21 protein-coding genes and 1 pseudogene are annotated in these 22,723 nt (G+C 74.3%); 9 read left to right on the top strand and 13 right to left on the bottom strand.

Annotation, left to right across the window (positions count from 1 at the left end; all coding sequences use genetic code 11):
• Positions 1 to 13: 13 nt before the first annotated feature.
• Genes ACQP17_RS03065 through ACQP17_RS03045 form a run of 5 tightly spaced genes read right to left on the bottom strand, consistent with a single transcriptional unit; the run spans position 14 to position 3,854 of the window.
• Entirely contained in the window at positions 14 to 1,054 is a 1,041-nt protein-coding gene (locus ACQP17_RS03065) for a serine hydrolase domain-containing protein (protein ID WP_433854814.1), read from the bottom strand.
• Entirely contained in the window at positions 1,051 to 1,974 is a 924-nt protein-coding gene (locus tag ACQP17_RS03060) for a DUF6895 family protein (protein ID WP_364883180.1), read from the bottom strand. Before ACQP17_RS03060 ends, ACQP17_RS03065 begins: the two co-directional genes overlap by 4 nt.
• Positions 1,971 to 2,954 carry a DUF6895 family protein gene (locus tag ACQP17_RS03055; protein WP_433854813.1) on the bottom strand — a complete coding sequence of 328 codons (984 nt, stop codon included), beginning with the start codon at positions 2,952 to 2,954 and terminating at the stop codon, positions 1,971 to 1,973. Before ACQP17_RS03055 ends, ACQP17_RS03060 begins: the two co-directional genes overlap by 4 nt.
• Positions 2,951 to 3,652 carry a hypothetical protein gene (locus ACQP17_RS03050; protein ID WP_229700112.1) on the bottom strand — a complete coding sequence of 234 codons (702 nt, stop codon included), beginning with the start codon at positions 3,650 to 3,652 and terminating at the stop codon, positions 2,951 to 2,953. Before ACQP17_RS03050 ends, ACQP17_RS03055 begins: the two co-directional genes overlap by 4 nt.
• Before the next feature lie 16 nt (positions 3,653 to 3,668).
• Positions 3,669 to 3,854: a hypothetical protein gene (locus tag ACQP17_RS03045; protein WP_364883175.1), complete on the bottom strand. Its 186-nt coding sequence runs from the start codon at positions 3,852 to 3,854 to the stop codon at positions 3,669 to 3,671.
• A 557-nt stretch (positions 3,855 to 4,411) separates the two neighbouring features.
• On the opposite strand from ACQP17_RS03045, the gene ACQP17_RS03040 reads away from it, so the two are divergent.
• The 3 genes from ACQP17_RS03040 to ACQP17_RS03030 all read left to right on the top strand — a co-directional run bounded on the left by ACQP17_RS03040 (position 4,412) and on the right by ACQP17_RS03030 (position 7,207).
• Positions 4,412 to 6,169 (top strand): MFS transporter, encoded by a 1,758-nt coding sequence (locus ACQP17_RS03040; protein WP_433854812.1) that lies wholly within the window; start codon positions 4,412 to 4,414, stop codon positions 6,167 to 6,169.
• Positions 6,169 to 6,690, top strand: a complete 522-nt coding sequence (locus tag ACQP17_RS03035) for a MarR family winged helix-turn-helix transcriptional regulator (RefSeq protein ID WP_433854811.1) — start codon at positions 6,169 to 6,171, stop codon at positions 6,688 to 6,690. The genes ACQP17_RS03040 and ACQP17_RS03035 overlap by 1 nt, the downstream gene beginning before the upstream one ends.
• A gap of 112 nt (positions 6,691 to 6,802) precedes the next feature.
• Positions 6,803 to 7,207 carry a TOBE domain-containing protein gene (locus ACQP17_RS03030; protein WP_433854810.1) on the top strand — a complete coding sequence of 135 codons (405 nt, stop codon included), beginning with the start codon at positions 6,803 to 6,805 and terminating at the stop codon, positions 7,205 to 7,207.
• A 34-nt stretch (positions 7,208 to 7,241) separates the two neighbouring features.
• Here the strand turns inward: ACQP17_RS03030 and ACQP17_RS03025 are convergent, their stop codons facing one another.
• Positions 7,242 to 8,762 carry a helix-turn-helix domain-containing protein gene (locus ACQP17_RS03025; RefSeq protein WP_433854809.1) on the bottom strand — a complete coding sequence of 507 codons (1,521 nt, stop codon included), beginning with the start codon at positions 8,760 to 8,762 and terminating at the stop codon, positions 7,242 to 7,244.
• A 204-nt stretch (positions 8,763 to 8,966) separates the two neighbouring features.
• Between ACQP17_RS03025 and ACQP17_RS03020 the strand changes: the two genes are divergently transcribed.
• The 3 genes and pseudogenes from ACQP17_RS03020 to ACQP17_RS03010 all read left to right on the top strand — a co-directional run bounded on the left by ACQP17_RS03020 (position 8,967) and on the right by ACQP17_RS03010 (position 13,184).
• On the top strand, positions 8,967 to 9,791 hold the full coding sequence (locus ACQP17_RS03020) for an FAD binding domain-containing protein (protein WP_433854808.1): 825 nt from the start codon (positions 8,967 to 8,969) through the stop codon (positions 9,789 to 9,791).
• Positions 9,788 to 12,492, top strand: a pseudogene (locus ACQP17_RS03015) (molybdopterin-dependent oxidoreductase). Before ACQP17_RS03020 ends, ACQP17_RS03015 begins: the two are co-directional and overlap by 4 nt.
• 182 nt (positions 12,493 to 12,674) lie before the next feature.
• Positions 12,675 to 13,184 (top strand): molybdopterin-dependent oxidoreductase, encoded by a 510-nt coding sequence (locus ACQP17_RS03010; protein ID WP_433854807.1) that lies wholly within the window; start codon positions 12,675 to 12,677, stop codon positions 13,182 to 13,184.
• Between the two features lie 18 nt (positions 13,185 to 13,202).
• Here ACQP17_RS03010 and ACQP17_RS03005 read toward each other — a convergent pair whose 3' ends face one another.
• Together ACQP17_RS03005 and ACQP17_RS03000 are read right to left on the bottom strand one after the other, a co-directional pair.
• Complete coding sequence (locus tag ACQP17_RS03005) at positions 13,203 to 13,748, bottom strand: GNAT family N-acetyltransferase (RefSeq protein WP_433854806.1); 546 nt, start codon at positions 13,746 to 13,748, stop codon at positions 13,203 to 13,205.
• Between the two features lie 83 nt (positions 13,749 to 13,831).
• Entirely contained in the window at positions 13,832 to 14,251 is a 420-nt protein-coding gene (locus ACQP17_RS03000) for a TOBE domain-containing protein (protein WP_433854805.1), read from the bottom strand.
• Positions 14,252 to 14,544: 293 nt separating this feature from the next.
• Here ACQP17_RS03000 and ACQP17_RS02995 point away from each other — a divergent pair, with 293 nt between their 5' ends.
• From ACQP17_RS02995 to ACQP17_RS02985, 3 genes are all read left to right on the top strand, one after another.
• Complete coding sequence (locus ACQP17_RS02995; protein ID WP_381477229.1) at positions 14,545 to 14,940, top strand: TOBE domain-containing protein; 396 nt, start codon at positions 14,545 to 14,547, stop codon at positions 14,938 to 14,940.
• A 144-nt stretch (positions 14,941 to 15,084) separates the two neighbouring features.
• Positions 15,085 to 15,888 (top strand): molybdate ABC transporter substrate-binding protein, encoded by an 804-nt coding sequence (modA, locus tag ACQP17_RS02990; protein ID WP_433854804.1) that lies wholly within the window; start codon positions 15,085 to 15,087, stop codon positions 15,886 to 15,888.
• Between the two features lie 81 nt (positions 15,889 to 15,969).
• A complete protein-coding gene (locus ACQP17_RS02985) occupies positions 15,970 to 17,976 on the top strand; it encodes an ABC transporter permease (protein ID WP_433854803.1) in 2,007 nt (668 codons plus the stop codon).
• A gap of 18 nt (positions 17,977 to 17,994) precedes the next feature.
• Here ACQP17_RS02985 and ACQP17_RS02980 read toward each other — a convergent pair whose 3' ends face one another.
• From ACQP17_RS02980 to ACQP17_RS02960, 5 genes are all read right to left on the bottom strand, one after another.
• Complete coding sequence (locus ACQP17_RS02980) at positions 17,995 to 18,441, bottom strand: nitroreductase family deazaflavin-dependent oxidoreductase (RefSeq protein ID WP_433854802.1); 447 nt, start codon at positions 18,439 to 18,441, stop codon at positions 17,995 to 17,997.
• A 193-nt stretch (positions 18,442 to 18,634) separates the two neighbouring features.
• On the bottom strand, positions 18,635 to 20,089 hold the full coding sequence (locus ACQP17_RS02975; protein WP_433854801.1) for a SulP family inorganic anion transporter: 1,455 nt from the start codon (positions 20,087 to 20,089) through the stop codon (positions 18,635 to 18,637).
• 17 nt (positions 20,090 to 20,106) lie between these two features.
• Positions 20,107 to 20,709, bottom strand: a complete 603-nt coding sequence (locus ACQP17_RS02970; RefSeq protein ID WP_433854800.1) for a carbonic anhydrase — start codon at positions 20,707 to 20,709, stop codon at positions 20,107 to 20,109.
• Positions 20,710 to 20,804: 95 nt separating this feature from the next.
• Positions 20,805 to 21,233 (bottom strand): hypothetical protein, encoded by a 429-nt coding sequence (locus tag ACQP17_RS02965; RefSeq protein WP_433854799.1) that lies wholly within the window; start codon positions 21,231 to 21,233, stop codon positions 20,805 to 20,807.
• 142 nt (positions 21,234 to 21,375) lie between these two features.
• Positions 21,376 to 22,719 (bottom strand): MFS transporter, encoded by a 1,344-nt coding sequence (locus tag ACQP17_RS02960; RefSeq protein WP_433854798.1) that lies wholly within the window; start codon positions 22,717 to 22,719, stop codon positions 21,376 to 21,378.
• Positions 22,720 to 22,723 lie beyond the last annotated feature (4 nt).

The following is a 22,723-nucleotide window of genomic DNA, read 5'->3' as shown; positions in this document are numbered from 1 at the left end:
GCCGGGCCGCGGGTCAGTCGCCGGACTCGCCGGCCAGCGCGTACAGCAGGTCGTAGGCGGTGTCCGCCATCCGGCAGGTCCGGCCGCGGCGGGTGGCCAGCGCGACCAGGCCGGTGTGCGACGCCGGGTGGTAGCCCAGGAACGCCTGCTGGCCGAAGGTCGCGCCGAGGTGGAAGAGCAGCGGCCCGCCCGGCGCCGGGTGCTGATACCACGTCAGGCTGTGGGTGTGGCGCTTGCGCCAGCCGCGCCGCAGCAGCGGCACCTGGACGTCCCGCAGCGCCCCGGCCAGCGGGGTGCCGTCGGGGGAGAGCAGCGCCTCCAGGTACGTGAGCAGATCACCGGGGGTGGAGCGGACCGCGCCGGCGGCGACGAAGGCGCCCATCTCGGTGCTGCGCACCGGCGTCACCCCGTTCGTCCGGTGGCCGATGGCATCGGTTCCGGTGGTGCCCGGCCCCAGTGTCGTGCCGGTCAGCCCGAGGGGGGCGAGCACCCGGTCGGTGAGCAGGGCGGGGTAGCCGTCGCCCGCGGCACGGGACATGGCCGGGCCGAGCAGCGCCAGCCCGAAGTTGGAGTAGCGCCAGCGGCTGCCGGGACTGCTGCGCGGCCGGGTACGGGCGAAGGCGCGCAGCAGCCGCTCGGTGTCGTAGCGGGCGTAGCCGTTGGCGTACGGCTTGACCAGCGCGCCGGGGATCAGATCGGCGGGGATGCGCGGCAGCCCCGAGGTGTGGGTGGCCAGATGCCGCAGGGTGATCCGGCGCGAGCGGGGGTGGACCGGCGGCGGCTCGGGCAGATGGACGGTGAGCCGGTCGTCCAGGGACAGCACCCCGGCCCGCGCCAGGTCGGCCAGCAGCAGCACGGTGAACGTCTTGGACAGCGAGCCCAGTTCGTAGTGCAGCGCATGGCGCGGGGTGGGCGGCGCGAGGGCCGAGCCGCCGGTCCGCACGGTCCGCCGGCCGTGCCGGGTGACGGCCACCACCACGTCGGGGGCGTCGATGCGGGTGACGGCGTCGGCCAGGCGGTCACCGAGCGCCGGTCCCTGGAGGCCGGAGCTCATCCGACCGCGGACATGGCCCGGGAGGTGGCCATCGCGGAGGCGAACGCGGCGACCAGGGTGGGGTGGTGCACCTGGTCGAAGACCTGCGCCGGGTCGCCCTGCGGCATCTGGTGGTGGATGGGCATCGCACCGGAGGGCGACTGCGCGGCGGCGTAGCGCTCCCACAGCTCCGCGTCCAGGGCGGGCCGCGGCAGACAGGCGTCGACGACGAGGAGTTCGCCGAGCAGATCCCAGTGTTCGAGGTCCGCCCAGTCCTCCAGCCAGGCCGGCAGATACCGCGTCAGGTACTCGGCGACCGCCGGCGGGATGCGCTCGGGGGCCTCGCCCCAGTTGGTGAGGTGGAAGACGGTGTGGGTGATGTCGTAGGCGATGTGCAGCTGCACCGTCCACGGCTCGGGCAGCTGCCCCAGCCAGGTGCGGGCCATCGCCTCGTCGAAGTCGCTGCTGGGCGCCAGCCCCAGCTTGCGTTCGGCGTTGAGCACCCCGAGCCGCCGGTTGGGCACCATCTCCAGGGTCGTCCAGGTGGTGGTGCGCCGGCTGATCGCGAGCGTCTCCTCCAGCCCCGGGTGCCGCCGGCCCAGCTCGTGGAAGGTCGCGTAGATCTCCAGCGGCACCGGGGACAGCGGCTCGTCGTGCTGGAGGCGGGCCAGCACGTTGCCGCCGTCCAGCAGCTCGCGCCAGGCGAAGTCCAGCAGCTGGCCGGCGCGCGCCTTCTGCCGGGAGCCGGCCACGCCCTCCCGGAACAGCACCTGCATGTTGAGCCCCAGCTCCCCGATGGGCTTGAGCCGCTCGGTGACCGTGGCGTTGTCGGCGAAGTCGCCGGGGGCCAGCCGGAAGCGCTCACGCTGGTTGTCGAGCCAGGTCAGGGCCCGGTCGCCGACAGCGTGCAGCAGGGCGGGGGACGCGGCGGTCACGGTCACGGGGCACTCTCGCTTTCACGGGGGGTCCGCCCGCCCACCAGCGCCGGATCCCCGGCCGCCGGAGAGGCCCCGGCCTCGTCGCAGGCGATCCGGGCGAGGGTGGCGGCGAACGCGGTCACCAGGGTGGAGTGGTAGCAGGCCAGGAAGGTGTCGGCCGGGTCGCCCGAGGAGGGCGCGGCGCCGATCTCGGGCACACTGCCGTCGGCCGCCTGGACGGCGGCCAGCCGCTGCCAGGCCTCCGCGTCGTAGGGGGCGGCGGGCAGCGTGGCCGTCACGGCCAGCAGCTCCCCTGCCAGGTCCCACATCTCCTCCTCCAGCCAGGTGTCCAGCCAGGAGGGGAGCCACAGCCGCAGATAGCCGGCGGCCTCGGGGGACAGCCGCTGCCGGTTGCGCCCCCAGTCGGTGAGGTGGAAGACGTCATGGGTCACGCCGTAGACCGCCCTGCGGTCCAGCGTCCAGGGCTCCGGCAGCCGGCCGAGGCCGGTCAGCGCCAGCACCTCGGCGAAGTCGGCGTGCGGGCGGAGCCCGAGCCGGCGCTCGGCGTTGAGCACGCCGAGGGTGCGGGTGTGATCCTCGCGGGCCACCCGCCAGCCGCGCAGCCGGGTCGTGGTCCCCACCAGCTCGTCCGCGTCGGCGTGCCGCAGTCCGGCCTGGGCGAAGGTCGCGTACAGCTCCACGGGGTAGGTGGCGAACGGCTCTCCGCGGATCAGCTCGGCGAACAGCTCACCGTCGCGGGTCTCGTTCCAGGCGAACGCGAACAGCCCGCGGGCGGACCGGCGGATCTCGTCCCGCGGGTGCAGCACCCCGATGAGCTGGGTCAGCTCGGCGAGTTCGCCGAGCGGCTTGAGGGTCAGATTCGGATCGGCGTCCGTCGTCACGTTCGGGGGCAGGCGGAAGAAGCCGCGTGCGTCGTCCAACCACCCCAGGCTGCCGCGGACCATCCGGTCCAGCAGCCCGGGGTCGCCCCGCCCGCCGGTCACCAACCCCGTCCGTGGAAACGCTGCGCGGCCACGATGTGCAGCGTCACCCGCGGGTCCGCGCCACCCATCTGGCGGACGAACGCCAGCCCGCTGTCGAGCCCCAGGGTCGGCGCCACGTCGGGCAGCCGGGCCAGCCAGCGCCCCAGACCGGCCGCCTGGAGCCAGTCCCTGCGGCGTACCGCCCGCACGAAGCCGCGCGAGAGGTCGTCGGTACGGGCGGCGAGCTGCTCGGCGAGACCGGGCGCCAGCCCGGGCAGCGCGAGCGCGGCGAGCTGCGAGACACGGTGCGACAGCCGGGGCCAGGGGGTCTGCGCGACCCATCCGGTGCCGGCCTCGGGCGGCGCCGGCCAGGGCTGTGCGCCCGCGGGCAGAAACGCGTGCGAGGCCTCGACCAGGCCCCGGTAGGTCCACGCCGATACCTCCGTGGCGTCCGCGCCCGGTGGATAGGCCGCCAGCGCCTGCCGGACCACGGCTTCGTCCTCGGGGCCGGCCTGCGCCCCGCGGTGCTCCATGGCGTACGGCGCGAGCGCGTCGGCGCCGAGTACCCGGACCGCCGCCGGGGTCAGCGCGTCACCGTGTCGCAGAATGCCGGACAACGCATAAGGGCCGCCCTCACCCCGCAGGGCGAGGGCGACCCCGGTTGCGGCATCGGCGATCACAGCGCTGAGCGGGACTGCTCCTTGCGTCTGTTCAGCCAACGCTTTCCCCTCAGCCTTATCGGTTGTCAGTCTTGGGCCGGGGGGTGGGCGGCGAGATAAGCAGCAGCCCGAAAAACAGCAGCGCTGAGCTGCACTCACGGGTGTCGCGGAAAACACCGTCGGCCTCGGCGGGTGCAAGCAGTCCCTCGACCTCGGCGGCCAGGGTGGCCGTCTCGACCGGCGCTGTGCGATCCGTAACCATGCGATCAACTCCTTCGACGAATGGGACACCAGATTCACATCGTCATTTATCGGATGCAACGGGAGAAATCGGACGAGTGCTCATCTTTCGGGCGAGGGTGATGGGGGCTCAGTCCCGCGCCCGTTCTCAACTCCCTTGCCGCAGGGGGAAGATGATGATCAAGAGAGCGAAAACGGCGGAGCGGGGCGGTGTGGTGCTCCGGGTGACATTGCCGCACCGATGGCGGATCGGGCTGCTCTGTTCGGATGCATCCACCTGGCCGCGCCGCAGGCCGGGAGTGGCGCCGGGGCGCCTCCCGGGGCCGGGCCGGGGCGCCTCCCGGGGGTCGCGCACGGGCCCCGCGGACGCTCTCGCCCACCACGGTCCACCCCTGGCCGGATGCGCGCAGCGCGAGGTAAATTGGTTGATGTCAAGCAAGTGAATATCCCGGTGGGAAGTGGTGTCCCGTGGGAAGAACCGCTGCTGATTCCGGCGACCGGACCGCATCCGGCTCCCGACCCCGCCCTGCGCCGGGCCCGGGCTACAAATGGGTCGCCCTGTCGAACACGACCCTGGGCGTGCTGATCGCCACGATCAATATGTCGATCATGCTCATCGCGCTGCCCGACATCTTCCGGGGCATCGGGGTGGACCCGCTGCAGCCCGGCAACACGGGCCTGCTGCTCTGGCTGATCATGAGCTACCTCGTGGTCACCGCCGTGCTGGTGGTCAGCTTCGGCCGGCTCGGTGACATGTACGGCCGGACCCGGATGTACAACCTCGGCTTCGCCGTCTTCACCGTCTTCTCCGTGCTGCTGTCGGTGACCTGGCAGCACGGCACGGCCGGCGCCCTGTGGCTGATCGCCATGCGGGTCCTCCAGGGCATCGGCGGCGCGATGCTGATGGCGAACTCCAACGCGATCCTCACCGACGCCTTCCCCGCCCGGCAGCGCGGCCTGGCCCTGGGCCTCAACCAGGTCGCCGGCATCACCGGCTCCTTCGTCGGCCTGGTCCTGGGCGGCCTGCTCGGGCCCGTCAACTGGCGGCTCGTCTTCCTGGTGTCGGTGCCGTTCGGGCTGTTCGGCACGGTCTGGGCGTACCGGAAACTGCGCGACACCGGCCTGCGCACCCCGGCCCGGCCGGACTGGTGGGGCAACCTCACCTTCGCGGCCGGTCTGATCGCCGTGCTCACCGGGATCACCTACGGCATCCAGCCCTACGGCGGGCACACCATGGGCTGGGGCAACCCCGCGGTGCTCGCCGCGCTGGGCGGCGGGGTGCTGCTGCTGGCCGTCTTCTGCGTGATCGAGGCGCGGGTGGCGGAGCCGATGTTCCGGCTGGGGCTCTTCCGGATCCGGGCCTTCACCGCCGGCAACCTCGCCGGCCTGCTCGCCTCGCTCGGCCGCGGCGGCCTGATGTTCCTGCTCATCATCTGGCTCCAGGGCATCTGGCTGCCCCGGCACGGCTACGGCTTCGCCGAGACCCCGCTGTGGGCCGGCATCTACATGCTGCCGCTGACGCTGGGCTTCCTGGTGGCGGGTCCGGTCTCCGGATGGGCGTCGGACCGGTTCGGCGCCCGCGCCTTCGCCACCGGCGGGATGCTGCTGGCGGCCGGCACCTTCGTCGCGCTGCAGGCGCTGCCGGTCGACTTCGCCTACCCGGGCTTCGCACTGATCCTGCTGCTCAACGGCATCGGCATGGGCCTGTTCGCCGCCCCCAACCGGGCCGCGGTCATGAACAGCCTGCCCGCCGACCAGCGCGGGGTGGGCGCCGGCATCAGCACCACGTTCCAGAACTCGGCGATGGTGCTGTCCATCGGCATCTTCTTCTCCCTGATGATCGCGGGCCTGGCCCGCTCGCTGCCGCACGCCCTCAGCGCCGGACTCACCGCACAGGGCGTCCCGGCGGCCGACGCCGCCAAGATCGCCGCGCTGCCGCCGGTCGGCGTGCTGTTCGCCTCGCTCCTGGGCTACAACCCCGTCCAGACCCTCCTGGGGCCGCAGGTCCTGCACCACCTGCCGCCCGGGCACGCCGCCTACCTCACCGGCCGGGAATTCTTCCCCCGGTTGATCTCCCAGCCGTTCCACGACGGGCTGGCCGTCGCCTTCGGCTTCGCCACCGCCGCCTGTCTGATCGCCGCCGTCGCCTCGCTGCTGCGCGGCGGGCGCTACGTCCACGACGACCGGCCGCGCACCCGGGCGGTACCGTCACCGGCACCGGTCGCGGCGGCCGTCGACGGGACACCCCCGCCGACCGCCGCCGGCGGACCCGGCACACCCGCCGGCACCGGCCCGGCAGCCACCGAGCCACCACCGCCGCACCCCAGGAGCCCGTGATGAAACAGTCCGGTGAGCCGCCCCGGCAGCCGTCGTCCCCCACCGAACCGGCGGAGCTGGCCGGGCGGCTGCGCGCGGTCGTCCAGCAGCTGCTGCCGCTGCTCCGCGGGCAGCAGCAGAACCGCGATCTCACCCCCAGCCGCACGGCCGCCCTCGCGGCGCTCGCCGCCCACGGCCCGCTGCGCATCAGCGAACTCGCCGCGCGGATGAACATCGCGCTGTCCACCACCTCCCGCATGGTGGATCTGCTCGACGGCCACGGCTGGCTCGCCCGGCGCCCGGACCCCGCCGACCAGCGCGCCAGCCTGATCAGCCTCAGCGACGAGGGGCTTGCGCTGCTGCACGCCGTGCGCCGGGAGACCACCGGCCTGCTCGCCGAGCGGATCGGCGGGCTCGCCCCCGACCGGCAGCGCCTGCTGCACGACGCGTTGCCGGCGCTGGAGGAACTCGTGGCGTGGACGCCGCCGGACGGCCCCTCGACGCGACGGCCGGCCGCCGGTGCCGCCGATCCGGTGAACTGACCCCCGTGGCCCGGCCCGCGGGAGGGGAGTGGGCCGGACGGGTGGCGGCGGCCCACCCGCCGGGCGCCACGCGGCGGGCGGGGAGGGGGACGGCAACCCCTAGAGTGCGGGGGTGCCGACGTACAGCATTGGGCAGGCAGCGGGGCTGCTGGGGGTGAGCGCGGAGACCGTCCGCCGCTGGGCCGACGGCGGCCAGCTCCACATGGACCGGGACGGCGCGGGAAACCGCGCGATCGACGGGGTGAGCCTCGCGGCGTTCGCCAAGGAGCGCGGCACGGGGCTGCATCCGGTGCCGGGTGAGGCACTGACCTCGGTGCGGAACGCGTTCGCCGGGATCGTCACCCGCGTGACCCTGGAGGAGGTGCTCGCCCAGGTCGAGATCCAGTCCGGGCCGCACCGGCTGGTCTCCGTGGTCAGCCGCGAGGCCGTGGAGGAACTGGGCATCGAGGTCGGGGTGACCGCCACCGCCCGGGTGAAGTCCACCCATGTGCACGTCGACCTGCCCGACGGGAGATGAGCCGCCGGGTAGGTCGGCCCGCATCCGCCGGCGCTCAGCGGCACAGCAGCGCCGCCCGGAGATCCAGCTTGTGATCGAGCCGGGACAGATCCCGGCCGGTGAGCCGCTCGATGCGCTGGATGCGGTAGTGCACTGTGTTGACGTGCAGATGCAGCTGCTCGGCGGTCCGGGCCCATGAGCCGTGCTGCGCGAGGAAGGTCTCCAGCGTCTCCAGCAGCATCCGGTGCGAGGCGCTGCCGCCGTGGGCCAGCGGACCCAGCACCCGGGTGCTGAAGGCCGTCCGGACATCGGCGGGGACGCCGGCCAGCAGCGCGCCCATCGTGCTCAGGTCCTCCACACGCGTCACCCCGGCGCCGTCCGGATCCCCGCGGCGGGCCGCCGCCAGCGCGTAACGGGCCTGGTGCAGGGCCGAGTTGAGGCCCTCGGCGCCGGCCACCGGGCCGCTGACACCGGCGTGCAGCGGGACCCGCGGCCCGCAGCCGTGCACCAGCGGCCACAGCTCGCCGAGCGGGTGGCCGTCCCCCGCGTCGGGATCCACCCGGACCACGGCGGCCGCTTCGCCACCGGGCAGCCGGCCGGCCGCGAACGGCTCACCGGGGGAGTGCCGCAGCGCCTCCGTCAGCGCCCCCACCGCCAGACCGTCCTCGCCGCCGCCCGCCGTCGCCACCACCAGCCGGTACGGCCCGGTGGCGGGCAGCCCGCAGGCGTGCAGCGCGGCCACGGCCGCCGTGCCCCCGCCCGGACCGGCCGCGGCGAGGGCGAGCAGCTCGTCCGCCGCCCGCCGGGCGGCCGTGTGCCGCCGCTCGTCGTGCCGGCGGTGGCGGGCGAGGACCTCGGCGATCTCGTGCAGCACCCGCGGCGGGACCTCGGCCGTGTCCGGCAGGCGCAGCTGCCAGCTGTCGTAGGGGCCGCACTCGCCGTCGATCCGCAGGCCGGTGCCGGTCGTGCCGGCCAGCTCCCGGACGGCCTGCCGGGCCGTCAGGTCCGGGGCCGCGGGGGTGCGGGCGATCGTCCGCCCGGTCGCCGTCAGCAGATGGCACGGCGGCCCGCCGAGGTGGGCGAAGGCACGCTCCAGCAGGATCTCCGCGGCCGCGTCCGCGGCGAGCAGACCGGCGAGTTCGGCGCGGACGTTCTCCGGCAGCGCGTAGTGCCCGTGCGGGCGCCGGCTCAACTCGCCCCACTGGCGCAGGTACACCGCCTCCGTCACGTCCCGGAAGCTGGTGTGCGCGGGCACCGCCACCAGCACCATGCCGTGCGCACGGCAGGACTCGGCCACCGCGTCCGGCACCGTGCCGTGGGTCTCCTCGCCGGCCAGCAGCGCGGTGGCCCCGGCCGCGCGCAGCGCCGAGACGAAGCGGTCGGCCCCGGCGCGGCCGTCCCCGGGCGTCCACCACACCAGTCCGCTCAGCACCAGCTCGCCCGGCTGCAGGAACCGGGCCGGGTCCGCCAGGTCGGTGGCGGTGACACCACTGACCTCCCGGGTGAGCAGCGGACCCTCGCCCCACAGCAGGGTGAGGTCGAGCGCGTCGAGCTGGAGGAGGTCTTGGACGTGCATGTACGGGCTCCTTGGACGGCTGCCGGACACCGCACCCGGCATCTCACATTCACAAGGTGAATGCGAGTCTCAGCATGGTAAATGCCAGCCGATCAGGACCGAAGCCCTCTTGGTTGATCCTCCAGATCCCGGGCCCGGCGATGGTGTTTTTCCGTGCTGCGCACCAGTCGTGCCGGGCCGGGCCGCGTTGCTTCACTCGGCGGCATGGACCTGAACACGGTGCGCGACATCTGTGACGCCCGGCGGCACGCCCCCTGGCGCACCGGCGACGCCTGGCTGGGGGGCGGCACCTACCTCTTCTCCGAACCACAGCCGCATCTGCGGCGCCTGGTGGACCTGAGCCGGATGGGCTGGCCGCCGCTGACCCCGCTGCCGGACGGCTCCCTGGAGATCGCCGCGACCTGCACCATCGCCCGGCTCTCCCGCTTCGCGCAGTCCTGCGACGCCCCGGCGGCACCGCTGTTCGAGCAGTGCTGCCGCGCCTTCCTCGCCTCGTTCAAGATCTGGAACATGGCCACCGTCGGCGGCAACCTCTGCAACGCGCTGCCCGCCGGACCGATGATCTCGCTGACCGCCGCCCTCGACGGCACCGTGCTGCTGCGGGCGCAGGACGGCTCGCTGCGCCGCCGCAAGGCCGCCGACTTCGTCACCGGCGCCGGCCGCAAGGACCTCCGCGAGGGCGAACTGCTCCGCTCGGTCACCCTGCCGGCCCGCGCGCTGGCCTGCCGCACGGCCTTCCGGCAGGCCTCCCTCTACGGGCTCGGCCGCTCCGGCGCCCTGGTCATCGGCGCCCTCGACCCGCTGGACGGCTCGCTGGCGGTGACCCTCACCGCCGCCACCGTACGGCCGGTCCGCCGCTGGTTCCCGCTGCCGCCGTCCGCAGCCGAGTTGCGCGCGACACTCGACCGGGCCGTCGGCGCGCGCGACTGGTACGACGACCTCCACGGACTGCCGGTCTGGCGCCGGCACATGGCGCTGCGGCTGGCCGAGGAGATCCGCGTCGAACTGACCGGGGAGGCCGGGCGATGAGCTTCTCGATCCACGTCAACGACCGGCCCTTCGACGCCGAACCGCGGCCCGGACAGTGCCTGCGCACCTATCTGCGCGACCGCGGCTGGTTCGGGGTGAAGAAGGGCTGCGACGCCGGGGACTGCGGGGCGTGCACCGTGCACGTCGACGGCGAGCCCGTCCACAGCTGCCTCTACCCGGCCCGGCGCGCCGAGGGGCGCGCGGTCACCACGGTCGAGGGCCTCGCCGAGCCGGGCGGCGAACTCCACCCCGTGCAGCAGCAATTCCTCGACGCCCAGGGCTTCCAGTGCGGCTTTTGCACCGCGGGCTTCCTGATGACCACCGCGAAACTGACCGAGGACCAGCTGACGGACCTGCCGCGGGCCCTGAAGGGCAACCTCTGCCGCTGCACCGGCTACCGCGCGATCGAGGACGCCGTCCGCGGGGTCCGGCACGTCGAGGAGCCCGGCCCGGGGCGGTCGGTCGGCGGCAGCCCGGGCGCGCCCGCCGGACCGCAGGTGGTCACCGGCACCGCCCGCTACACCTTCGACGTCGAGATCGAGGGGCTGCTGCACATGAAGCTGCTGCGCTCCCCGCCGGCCCACGCCCGGATCGTCTCCCTCGACACCTCGGCGGCGCTGCGGGTCCCCGGCGTGCACGCCGTCCTCACCCACCACGACGCCCCCGAGCGGCTGTTCTCCACGGCCCGGCACGAGCACCCCACCGAGGACCCCGACGACACCCGGGTGCTGGACGAGGTCGTGCGGTTCGCCGGGCAGCGGGTCGCGGCCGTGGTCGCCGACAGCGAGGCGGCCGCCGAGGAGGGCTGCCGGCGGATCGTCGTCGCGTACGAGGAGCTGCCCCGTGTCCTCGACCCGGAGGAGGCGATGCGGCCCGGGGCGCCGGTGCTGCACCCCAAGGGGCCCGAGAGCCGGATCGCCCGGCCGGAGAACAACGTGGCCGGCGAGGTGCACGGCGAGATCGGCAGCGTCGCCGAGGGCCTCGCGCGGGCCGACGTCGTCCACGAGGGCACCTTCCGCACCCAGCGGGTGCAGCACGCCAGCCTGGAGACCCACGGCTCCGTGGCCTACTTCGAGCCCGACGGACAGGGCGCCGAGCGGATCGTGGTCCGCTCCAGCACCCAGGTCCCCTTCCCAAGCAGGAGATGCTGACGGAGGACCTCGCGGTGCTGGCCGCGCTGCGGCTGCGGCGGCCGGTGAAGCTGGAGTTCACCCGCGCCGAGCAGTTCTTCGGTGCCACCACCCGGCACCCGTTCACCATCGGCGTCACGGCGGGCGCGCGGCGCGACGGCACCCTGACGGCGCTTCAGCTGCGGGTGGTCGCCAACACCGGCGCCTACGGCAACCACGGCCCCGCCGTGATGTTCCACAGCGTCGGCGAGTCGATGGCCGTCTACCGCGCGCCGCACAAGAAGGTCGACGCCTACTCCGTCTACACCAACTGCGTCCCGGCCGGTGCCTTCCGCGGCTACGGGCTGGGCCAGGTCACCTTCGCCGTGGAGTCGGTGATGGACGAGCTGGCCCGCCGGCTGGGCATCGATCCGCTGGTGTTCCGGGAGCGCAACATCATCGGCCCCGGCGAGCCGATGGCCGGCCCCGGCGGCGAGGAGGAGGACCTGCACATCGCCAGCTACGGCCTCGACCAGTGCCTCCAGGTCGTCCGCGACGCCCTGGAGGAGGACCGCAGCGCGGAAGGGGCCCCGGCGGGCTGGCTGGTCGGCCAGGGCAGCGCGATGTCGATGATCGCCACCGGACCGCCCGGCGGACACTTCGCCGACGCGGCGGTCACCCTGCTGGCGGACGGCACCTACGACATCGCGGTGGGCACCGCGGAGTTCGGCAACGGCACCACCACCGTGCACCAGCAGATCACCGCCGGCGCGCTGGGCACCACCGTGGACCGGATCACCGTCCGCCAGTCCGACACCGACGTGGTCGGCCATGACACCGGCGCCTTCGGCTCGGCCGGCACGGTGGTGGCCGGCAAGGCCGTACTGCGGGCCGCCGACGGCCTGGCCGAACGGCTCCTGACGTTCGCCGCCGAGCACGCCGGGACCCCGCGCGGCCTGTGCCGGCTGCGGGCGGACGCGGTGGAGTGCGACGGGCGCACCGTGCCGCTCAAGGAACTCCACGAGGCGGCCCGGCGCGCGGGCGTGGCGCTGACGGCGGACGGGCACTGGGGCGGCTCGCCCCGTTCGGTGGCCTTCAACGCCCAGTGGTTCCGGGTCGCCGTCGACCCCGGAACCGGCGAGATCAGGATCCTGCGCAGCGTCCACTCGGCCGACGCGGGCAAGGTCATGAACCCCCTCCAGTGCCGCGGCCAGGTCGAGGGCGGAGTCGCCCAGGCGCTCGGCGCGACGCTCTTCGAGCAGGTCCTCGTCGACGACCGCGGCAAGGTCGTCACCCCGGCGTTCCGCCGCTACCGCCTGCCCGCGTTCGCCGATGTGCCGCGCACCGAGGTGCACTTCATGCAGACCTCGGACGCCATCGGGCCGCTGGGCGCCAAGTCGATGAGCGAGAGCCCGTTCAACCCGGTGGCGCCCGCCCTGGCCAACGCGCTGCGCGACGCCACCGCGGTGCGCTTCACCGAACTCCCGCTGCTGCGCGACACGGTGTGGCCGGCCCTCACCGAGCACCGCGCCGCCGGTGCCGCCCCGGGCACACCGTCCGGGCGGCGCCCGCCACGCGAAGGCGCGCAGTGACCCGCCCGGCCACCGCGCCGGCACGCCCGCCGGTCCGCACATACCGCCCATCCGACCCCTTTCCCCTCCCACCAGCGAACTCAAAATGCCGATATCCATGGCAACCGTGATTCGGCGGCGGGCCGGTCGGGCATCACACGGAGGCAGCCGTCGCCGCACGGAGCGCCTCAAGGGGGTCTCGCATGAGCCGGCCCGTCCCGCCGTCCCGCGCCATTGCCGTCCGCCCGGCACCCGGCGTAGCCGCGGCCGCCGGGCCCCGGCGCCTGCTGATCCGCGGTCAGCTGCGGCGGCCGCTCGCGCTGACCGTCGCGGAGCTGCGGGAGCGGTGGCCGCAGCGCCGCACCGAGGTCGTCTTCGACTGCGCCAAGGAAGGGCCCCGGCGCCACACCTTCGACGGGCCCCTGCTGCGGGACGTCCTCGACGCGGCCCGCCCGGCCTTCGACGCCCGCCGCCGCAAGGACCGCTCCCGCTTCCTGCTGTCCGTCACGGGTGGGGACGGCCATCATGCGGTGCTGTCCTGGGCGGAGATCGACGCCGACTTCGGCGATGCGCCGATCCTGCTGGCCACCGCCCTGGACGGTGGCCCGCTCGACGGGGCGGGCAGTCAGCTCGTGGTCCCCTCCGACCGCTGCGGGGCGCGCTACATCAGCGCGATCACCGGCATCTGGGTCGGCGCCTGGGACCCGGCCTAGCCGCGGACCGCCGCCACGTCACCCCGGCGTGGGCTCCGGGTCCGTGACCAGGCGGGCGTGCGTCTCCACGTCGTGGCGCACCCCGTCGTAGCAGAGCTTCTGCCGCTCCAGACCCTCCACGGCGAAGCCGGCGGCCCGGGCCACGCGGCAGGAGGCGGGATTGTCCACGCGATGCCCCAGCTCCAGCCGGAAGAGACCCCGCTCGGTGAAGGCCCAGTGGGCCAGTGCGCGGCAGGCCCGGGACGCGGTGCCGCGGCCCCGGGCGGCCGGGGTCGTCCAGTAGGACACCCAGCCGTTGGCGTGGTGCGGATCGACCGGGCCGACCGACACCTGGCCCAGTACGGTGTCCGCGCCGTCGACCACGGCGAAGGCGAAGGCGGATCCGTCGGCCCACCGCTCCGCGCGCTGCGCGAGCCACCGCTCGGCGGCCGAGGGCGTGTCCACCGGGATGACGGACTGACTTCGCATCAGCGGGTCGGCGAACGCGGCGAGTACGGAGGCGGCGTCGCCGCCGGTCCATCGGCGGAGCACCAGCCCCGAGGGTGTTTCCACACGGTCGCGCATGCGGCGAGTCTCGCGTGCCGGGCCGGTGCTGTCACCGGTTCTGCGCACCTGCGGACAGCGGCCCGCCCGCGCCCCGGCCCCGCTCAGGCCGTCGCGAGCGAGACCTCCGTCGACTTGATCAGCGCGGTGACCTCCGAACCGGCCGCGAGGCCCAGGTCGTCGACCGCGTCCCGGGTGATGGCCGCGGTCAGCTCGCCGCCGGCGACGGCGACCTTGACACCGGCCATCGCGCCGCCGGTCGCGACCTCGGTGACGGTGCCGGGGATCCGGTTGCGGATGCTGACGCCGTCGACCGCGCGGGTGGCGAGTGCGACCTCGGTGGACTTGATCAGGGTGCGCACCGCGGAACCCGCCGCGAGGCCGAGTTCCCGCACGGCTTCCAGGGTGATGGCGGCGGTGATGTCCTGGCCGCCTTCCAGACGGACCCTGACGGTTGCCATGACCTCGCCGGGGGTGACGGAGACAACGGTGCCGGGAATCTGGTTACGGATACTCAGGCTCATGGAATGTGCCTCACCGGGAGGGGAAAACCTGGGGGTTTCCTGGCGTTGTTTTCTGTTCTGTCGGCCGCACTCTAGCCGTCCTCCGGCCCGTCTCCCGGGCGCACCTCGCAGGCGACGGGGGGATGTCCGAGGCGTCCCGCGCCCTTGCCGGACGGGGAATTCGTCCGGCATTCAGGATGGCTGAGCGCCGCGTGCCGTAGGGGCCGTCAGTTCCTCCAACGGTCCTGGCATCTGCCATGGAGCTTCGCCTGAAGGATTGCAAATGCGAGCTGCTTTTGCCTATCTTGCTGCACATGCAGTCCTATACGATCGGGCAGGCGGCGCGGCTCCTGGGCGTCAGCCCGGACACCGCCCGCCGCTGGGCGGACGCCGGCCGGGTCGCGACCCATCGCGACGACGGCGGCCGCCGCCTCATCGACGGCCGTGATCTGGCCGCCTTCTCCATCGAGGTGGCGCAGAACGGCACCGGCGAGGACGACACCTCGTACACCTCCGCGCGCAACGCCTTCCCGGGCATCGTCACCGCAGTCAAGCTCGGCGATGTCGCCGCCCAGGTCGAGATCCAGGCCGGGCCGCACCGCCTGGTGTCCCTGCTGACCCGGGAAGCGGTGGAGGAACTGGGACTGGAGGTCGGCATGCAGGCCACCGCCCGCGTGAAGTCCACCAGCGTGCACATCGACCGCACCTGACCCGGCGCGGCCGTCCCCCGCCGGACCGCACCCACCGTCCCACCGGCAGGCTGCCCCACCCCAGCGGCGTCGCCCGTCCACGGCGCGGCTTTTCCCAATCACCCGGACGACCCCCGTCGTCCGCGTCCCAAGGAGTCCCGCCTCATGACCCAGTTCTTCACCGGGCGCCGCGCCGCCGCCGCGATCGTGACCGCCGCCCTCCTCGTCCCGCTGACCGCCTGCGGTGGCAACGACGACACCAAGAAGGACGAGGGCGCCACCGGGTCCGGCAGCGGCGCGGCCAAGGCGGACCTCACCGTGCTCGCCGCCTCGTCGCTGACCGACGTCTTCAAGAAGGCCGGCGCGGTCTACGAGAAGGAACACCCGGGCACCAGGGTGAACTTCTCCTTCGCCGGCTCCCAGGAACTCGCCTCCCAGGTCAAGAACGGTGCCCCCGCGGATGCCCTGGTCACCGCCGACACCAAGACCATGGACGGGCTCAAGGCCGACACCGGCGCGCCCACCGTGATCGCCAAGAACCGGCTGGTGATCGCGACCGGCGCGGGCAACCCGAAGAAGATCGCCCACCTCAAGGACCTCACCGACAGCAAGCTGAAGGTCGTCCTCGCCGCCTCCGAGGTACCGGTCGGCCGCTACAGCAAGCAGGTCCTGGACGCCCAGAAGCTGACGGTCAAGCCGGTCTCGCAGGAGCCCAACGTCCGCGCGGTGCTCAGCAAGGTCGAACTCGGCGAGGCCGACGCCGGCCTCGTCTACAAGACGGACGCCGCCACCGCACCGGACAAGGTCGACGCCGTCGACATCCCCGACGCCCAGAACGCCGTCGCCTCCTACCCGGCGGCGACCCTCAAGTCCTCCCACCACACGGCCGCCGCGGCCGCCTTCGTGAAGTGGCTGAGCACGCCGGAGGCGCAGAAGATCCTGCGGCAGGCGGGCTTCCAGAAGCCGTAACCGGCCGGGCGCGCACCCGGGTCCGGCGCCCGCCGCCGGACCGGTGCGCGCCCGCCGCCCGCCCCGAACCCTGGGACCCCGATGAGACGCCTTCGCATCCCCGCCCCGGCAGGCGGGCCCCGCGCGCCCGGCAGCCGCGCCCCGCTCGCGCTGGCCGTGCCCGCGCTGCTCGCCATCGCGTTCCTGCTGATGCCGCTCGCCGGCATCCTCGCCCGGACCAGCTGGGGCGAGCTCGGCACCCATCTGACCTCGCCCGGCGTCCTGGAGGCGCTCCGGCTGTCGCTGCTGGTGTCCTTCTGGGCGCTGGGGATCGCCCTGCTGCTGGGGGTTCCGCTGGCTTGGCTGCTGGCGCGGGTCAGCTTCCGCGGCAAGGCGCTGGTCCGCTCGCTGGTGCTGCTGCCGATGGTGCTGCCGCCGACCGTCGGCGGTGTCGCGCTGCTGCTCGGCTTCGGCCGCCGCGGACTGCTCGGCCCCTGGCTGGAGGACAGCTTCGGCATCGTGCTGCCGTTCCACACCTCGGGCGCCGTGATCGCGGCCACCTTCGTGTCGATGCCGTTCCTCGTCATCAGCCTGGAGGGCACCCTCTCCGGGCTGCGGACGAGCTACGAGGAGACCGCGGCCTCCCTGGGGGCCTCTCCCGTACGGGTCTTCTGCACCGTCACCCTGCCCATGGTCGCCCCCGGCCTCGCCGCCGGCGCCGCCCTGACCTGGGCCCGTGCGCTCGGTGAATTCGGCGCCACGATCACCTTCGCCGGCAACCTGCCGGGCACCACCCAGACCCTGCCGCTGGAGGTCTATCTGCTGCTGCAGGACTCCCCGGAAGCCGCCACCTCGGTCTCGCTGCTGCTGCTCGTCATCGCCATGGCCGTGCTGATCTGCCTGCGGGGCCGCTGGACCGGCGCCACCGCCGACCGCCCGGCCCGCGCCGTACGGCCGGCCGCCGCCTCCGAGGACACCGACGCCTCCGAGGACACCGGCTTCCCGGCGCCGCCCGCGGCCGGCCGTGCGGAACCCGGGACCGCGTCCGAGGACCGGACCCCGGCCCCCGGGGAACGCTGGCCGCTGCACGCCGAGGTCACCGGCTTCAACCAGCTGACCCTGGACGCCGGACCGGGCACCACCCTCGCCGTCGTCGGCCCCAACGGCGCCGGCAAGACCACCCTGCTGCGCGCCCTGCTCGGCCTCACCCCGCGTGCCCGTGCCGCGCTGCGCCTCGGCGACACCGACGTCAGCGCGCTGCCCCCGCACCGCCGCGGCGTCGCCTGGGTTCCCCAGGACGGCGCGCTGTTCCCCCATCTGACGGCGCTGAGCAACACCGCCTACGGGCTGCGCGCCCACGGCACCCCGCGCGCCGAGGCCCGCCGCGCCGCACAGCAGTGGCTCGACCGGCTCGGCGTCGGCCCGCTCGCGCACCGCAAGCCCGCCCAGCTCTCCGGCGGCCAGGCCCAACGCGTCGCCCTGGCCCGGGCGCTGGCCGCCCGCCCCCGGCTGCTGCTGCTCGACGAACCGCTCGCCGCGCTCGACCAGACCACCCGGGCCCACGTCCGGCACACCCTGCGCGCCCACCTCGCGGGCTTCGGCGGTGTCTGTCTGCTCGTCACGCACGACCCCGTCGAGGCGGTCTCGCTCGCCGACCGGGTCCTGGTCCTGGATGAGGGCCGCGCCCTTCAGGACGCCCCGCCCGCCGAGGTCACCCGCCATCCGCGCTCGCCGTGGGTGGCCCGGATGCTCGGCCGCAACGCCTGGCCGGGCACCGCGGCGGGCGACGGCCTGACGCTCACCGGCGGCGGCCGGCTGGTGCTCGCCGACCGCCTGCCCGAAGGCGTCCGGGCGCTGGCGGTCATCGCCCCGGAGGCGGTGTCGGTGCACCTCGCACGGCCGGCGGGCAGCCCCCGCAACGTCTGGCCGGGCACCGTCCGCGAAATCACCTCCGCGGGCAGCCGGCTGCGGGTCCTCATCACCTCCGACCGGGCGCCCGATCTGGTGGCCGAGATCACCCCGTCGGCCGCCCTCGAACTCGGCCTCGCCGACGGGGTGTCCGTATGGACCAGCGTCAAGGCCACCGAGGTCTCCGTCGTCACGCTCTGAGCGCCGGCGGCGGCCCGGTCAGTGCGGAGCGGCCGCCGGCTCCAGCACGAACACCGGGATGTGGCGGTCGGTCTTCTTCTGGTAGTCGTCGTAGTCCGGATAGGCCTCGACGGCGCGGGCCCACCACAGGGCCTTCTCCTCGCCGGTGACCTCACGGGCCGTCATGTCCCGGCGCACCGGGCCGTCCTGGAGCTCCACCCGCGGGTCGGCCACCACGTTGTGGTACCAGACGGGGTGCCGCGGCGCGCCTCCCTGGGAGGCCACCACGGCATACGTCCCTTCGTGCTCCACCCGCATCAGCGGGCTCTTGCGGATCTTGCCGCTCTTCGCGCCCCGGGTGGTGAGGACGACGACCGGCAGCCCGCGCATCGTCGTGCCCTCGGTCCCGCCGGAGCTCTCGTACAACGCGACCTGATCGCGCACCCACTGCGCCGGGCTGGGCTCGTACTCACCGAGAAGAGGCATGCTCGCATCCTGTCTGCGAAGGCCGCCGGGGCACCGACCGCGGCCGGTGCGCCCGGCCCGCCTTGACGGTCCTGACCTTCGCTCAACCACCGGACCGGTGTCATCATTCCGGCCCGGCGCGCCGCAGCGGGCACCCCGCCGGCCCACGGTGAGGTGCCTGCCCGCCCCTGCGCGAAGCGGGCAGGCACCCGGGTCAGGACACCAGCTCCACCGTCTGCCGGCTCCGGCGGTGCTGCTCGGCCCAGTTCGTCAGCGCGGCACCACAGGCGTGGTCGAGGTGGCGCAGCCCGCTCAGGTCCAGCTCCACGTCCCGGCCGGCCGGGAGCGTCTCCAGCTGGTCGAGGAGCTTGGGCAGCCGCAGGAACGTGGCGTTGCCGACGGCACGCACCTGTACCGGCGCCGCCATGTCGTCCGGGGTGTGAACCTCCAGATGCACGTGGGAGGTCTCCCAGGCCGTCTTCGCGACGGCCAGCAGCAGCCCGATCAGGACGCCCTCGAACATGTTGACCGTCACGATCGCGAGGGCGGTGACGAGCAGGACGAGGGCCTCACCGCGGTGTTCGCGCCACAGCGGAACCAGCTCCCGCACCGGGATCAGCTTGCAGCCCGCATGGACCAGGACGCCCGCCAGCGCGGCCACCGGCACCACGCCCAGCGCGGCCGGGAACGCCGCGGCGAACACCAGCAGCCAGACGCCGTGCAGCACCCGCGACAGCTTGGTCCGCGCGCCCGCCTGCACATTGGCGGCGCTGCGGACGATGACGGCCGTCATCGGCAGGGCGCCGAGGAGCCCGCACACGGTGTTGCCGGCGCCCTGGGCCATCAGCTCCTTGTCGTAGTCCGTACGCGGCCCGTCGTGCAGCCGGTCGACGGCCGCGGCACTGAAGAGGGACTCCGCGGAGGCGATCAACGCGAAGGCGAGGACCGTGCCGAGCACCCCGACATCGGCGAGCTTGCCGACATCGGTGAGGCCCGGCGGCTGGATCGCGTCGAACAGCCCGCTGACCTCGACGCGTGCGACGGGCAGATCCAGCGCCCACACCGTGAGGGTGGCCAGCGCCACCGCGGCCAGCGGTGCGGGAAGCAGCCGCGCGGCGCGCCGCCAGCGCGGCCACAGCACCAGCACGGCGATGGTGCCCGCACCGATGGCGAGCGCGGACGCCGCGGTGGCCGAGCCGACGGTGTCGCCGATGAGGCCGGGCAGCCCGGCGAGGTTGCTGAGGCCGGTGCCGGGTGCCTTGGCGTCCGTCAGGGCGTAGAGCTGCCCGGCGATCAGGACCAGGCCGATACCGGCCAGCATGCCCTGGACGACGGCCACCGAGATGGCCCGGAACCAGCGGCCCAGCTTCAGTGCGCCCATGGCCAGTTGGAGGAGTCCGGCGGCCAGGACCAGCGCGCCGAGGGCACCGAGGCCGTACTCCTTGACGGCCTCGAAGACCAGCACCGTCAATCCGGCCGCGGGGCCGCTGACCTGGAGGCTGCTGCCGGGGAGCAGACCGGTGAGCAGTCCGCCCACCACACCGGTCACCAGCCCCAGTTCGGCCGGGACGCCGGAGGCGACCGCCACGCCGACACACAGCGGGACGGCGACGAGGAAGACCACGAGGGAGGCGGTGAAGTCCGCCCGGAACGAGGGGAATCGCTTCATGAGAGGTACCTGCGCCTTCACAGCGGGAGGAACAGGTCGGAGGACGGGTGATGCGCCACCACCAGGCCGGTGTGCACTTCGTAGAACCAGCCGTGCAGCGTCACCTCGCCGGTGTCCAGCCGCTCCTGCACGCAGGGGTAGCCGCGCAGCCGGTCGAGCTGCTCGCGCACATGCTGCTGCACCGCGGCGGCGACCGTGGGCTCCCCGTCCTGGGGCAGCGCGTCGGACAGCTGCTGGGTCAGCCAGTCCCGCACGGCGGGCGCGCCGGTCAGGTCCTCGCCGCGGGCCCGGGCACCGACCGCACCGCAGTGCGAGTGCCCGCACACGATGATGTCGGCCACGCCCAGGACGCGCATCGCGTATTCGAGGGTGGCGGCCTCCGCACAGGCCGGCATGTCCTCCTGGTAGACGGGAACGGCGTTGCCGGCGGTGCGGAGTTCGAAGAGTTCGCCGGGCCGGGCCCCGGTGATCAGGGACGGCACGACGCGGGAGTCGGAGCAGGTGATGAACAGGGCGAGCGGGGACTGGCCGGCGGCGAGCCGGCTGTAGGTCTCCCGTTCGTCCTGTCGGTCGGCGATACGGGCCGTCAGGCCCCGGGCATGCTGGATGAAGGTCTCCACGAGGAGGTCTCCTGCTGATGAGGGGTGCCACCGTGGGGGAGTGGCGGGAGGGTTCGAAGGGCTCGGCAGGTGGGACGGTGCACCACCGGCCGTGCTCAGCAGAGGAAGACGCAGTGCAGGACGGGGAGTGGGACCGATCTGACGGCCGCCTTGGCGGAGCTGCCGGGTGCGGCGGCCCCGGAGGCGAGAGCGGCGCACGGTGCCACCGGCCCGCCGTGCCGGGGCGGCAGCTGCCGGCCGGTGTGCAGGGGGACGCCGACGGAGGAGCGGGCGGTGCGCCGGGGCTGACCGCGCTCGGCCTCGCGTTTGGCCTTCTTCTCGGAGCCGTCGTAGCCCGACTTGACGGCCGGCGGCAGTCCCGCGGACCTCGTGGCCGGGGCGCCGGCGGGCGCGTCCGCCGCCGCGCCGGGGGCCGATGCCAGGGCGCCCAGCAGGAAGGCCAGGATCATCAGGACGGCCAGCGGGACGCGGTGCGGGCGCGACGGCGGTGAGCCGCGCGGAGCGCCGGTGTCCTTCCGCATCATCGTCCCCCGTGGTTCGTGCAGAGGGTTACACCCTGCCCTGACAGTGCGTCATTCGGGTTTCCCCCGGGATAACGGGAAATGACGCCATGTTTCCTGAGCTGCCGCATCCGTCGCCCGACACCTCCGCGGGCCGTGCGGGGGCTCATGTCCGTTCCCTTTCCGCACGGGGTGCCGCGGCGGCGGGGGCGGGCGCAGGCCGGCGGGCCGCCCATCCGAGGACGGGGACCACGGCCAGTGCCAGCAGTCCGCCGGCCAGTGCCAGGGTCCGGTAGCCGCCGAGTTCGACGATCAGCCCCGAGGAGAGCCCGCCGACCGCGCCGGCGAGGGCGATGCCGACGTCCACCAGCCCCTGCCCCGAGGCGCGGCGGGCGGGCGGCAGCGCGTCGATGACCAGGGCGGTGCCGCTGACCAGTCCGAAGTTCCAGCCGAGGCCGAGGAGTATCAGCGCCGCGGCGAGCCCGGGAACCGACTGCGGCGGGGCCAGGGCGGCCAGGCCTCCGGCGGCTGCCAGCGTCACCCCGGCGGCAGCGGCCATCCGGTGCCGGCCGAGCCGGTCGACGAGCAGACCGGTGAGCGGGGAGGGCAGGAACATCGCCGCGACATGGAGCGCGATGACCAGCCCCGCCGCCTGGGTGCCGTGGCCGTGCGCCTGCATGTGGACCGGCGTCATGGTCATCACGGCGATCATCACGAGCTGGGTGAGGACCATGACCGCGGTGCCGACGGCCACCCCCTGCGGGTGCCCGGGCGCATCCGGCCGTCCGGCGGCCGGATGCTCGGGAGCCGCGGGGGCCTCGGGAGCCTCGGGGCCGTCGGGTCCGTCCGCCGCGGCGCCGTCCCGTGCCGCGGCCCACCGCTCGGCCAGCCGCAGCGGATCGGGCCGCAGCAGCACGGCCAGGGACACCGCGGCCGCCCCGAACGCGGCGGCCGCCAGCAGAAACGGCCCGGCGAGCCGCGGGATGCCCCAGGAGTGGGCGACCTCTCCCGTCAGGGCCACCAGGTTGGGTCCGACCACCGCGCCGAAGGTGGTGGCGAAGAGCACCGTGCTCACCGCCCGGCCGCGCCGTGCGGGCGAGGCCAGGTCGGCGCCGGCGTAGCGGGCCATCAGATTGGTGGCGGTGCCGGCCCCGTAGACGACCAGGGCCACGAACAGCAGCGGCGCGCTGCCGACGGCGGCCGCCAGCACGACGCCGAGGCTGCCGAGCGCCCCCACGGCGTACCCGAGCGCGAGTCCGGGGCGCCGGCCCCGGCTGCGGCAGACCCGGCCGATGCCGACGGCGCCGAGCGCGGCACCGGCGGTGAACAGCGCGCTGGGCACGCCCGCCAGACCGGTCGAGCCGAGCATGTCCTCGGCGAGCAGCGCGCCGACGGTGATGCCCGCGGCGAGCCCCGCGCCGCTGAGGATCTGGGAGAAGACCAGAACCGTCAGGATCCGGCGCTGCTCCGGCACCTCGCGCGGTGCCGGGACACCCTGGGGAGACCTCATGGTT

Source organism: Streptomyces kronopolitis (assembly GCF_050953795.1).
GTDB lineage: Bacteria > Actinomycetota > Actinomycetes > Streptomycetales > Streptomycetaceae > Streptomyces > Streptomyces kronopolitis_A.
This window is presented reverse-complemented; position numbering and strand designations above follow the sequence as displayed.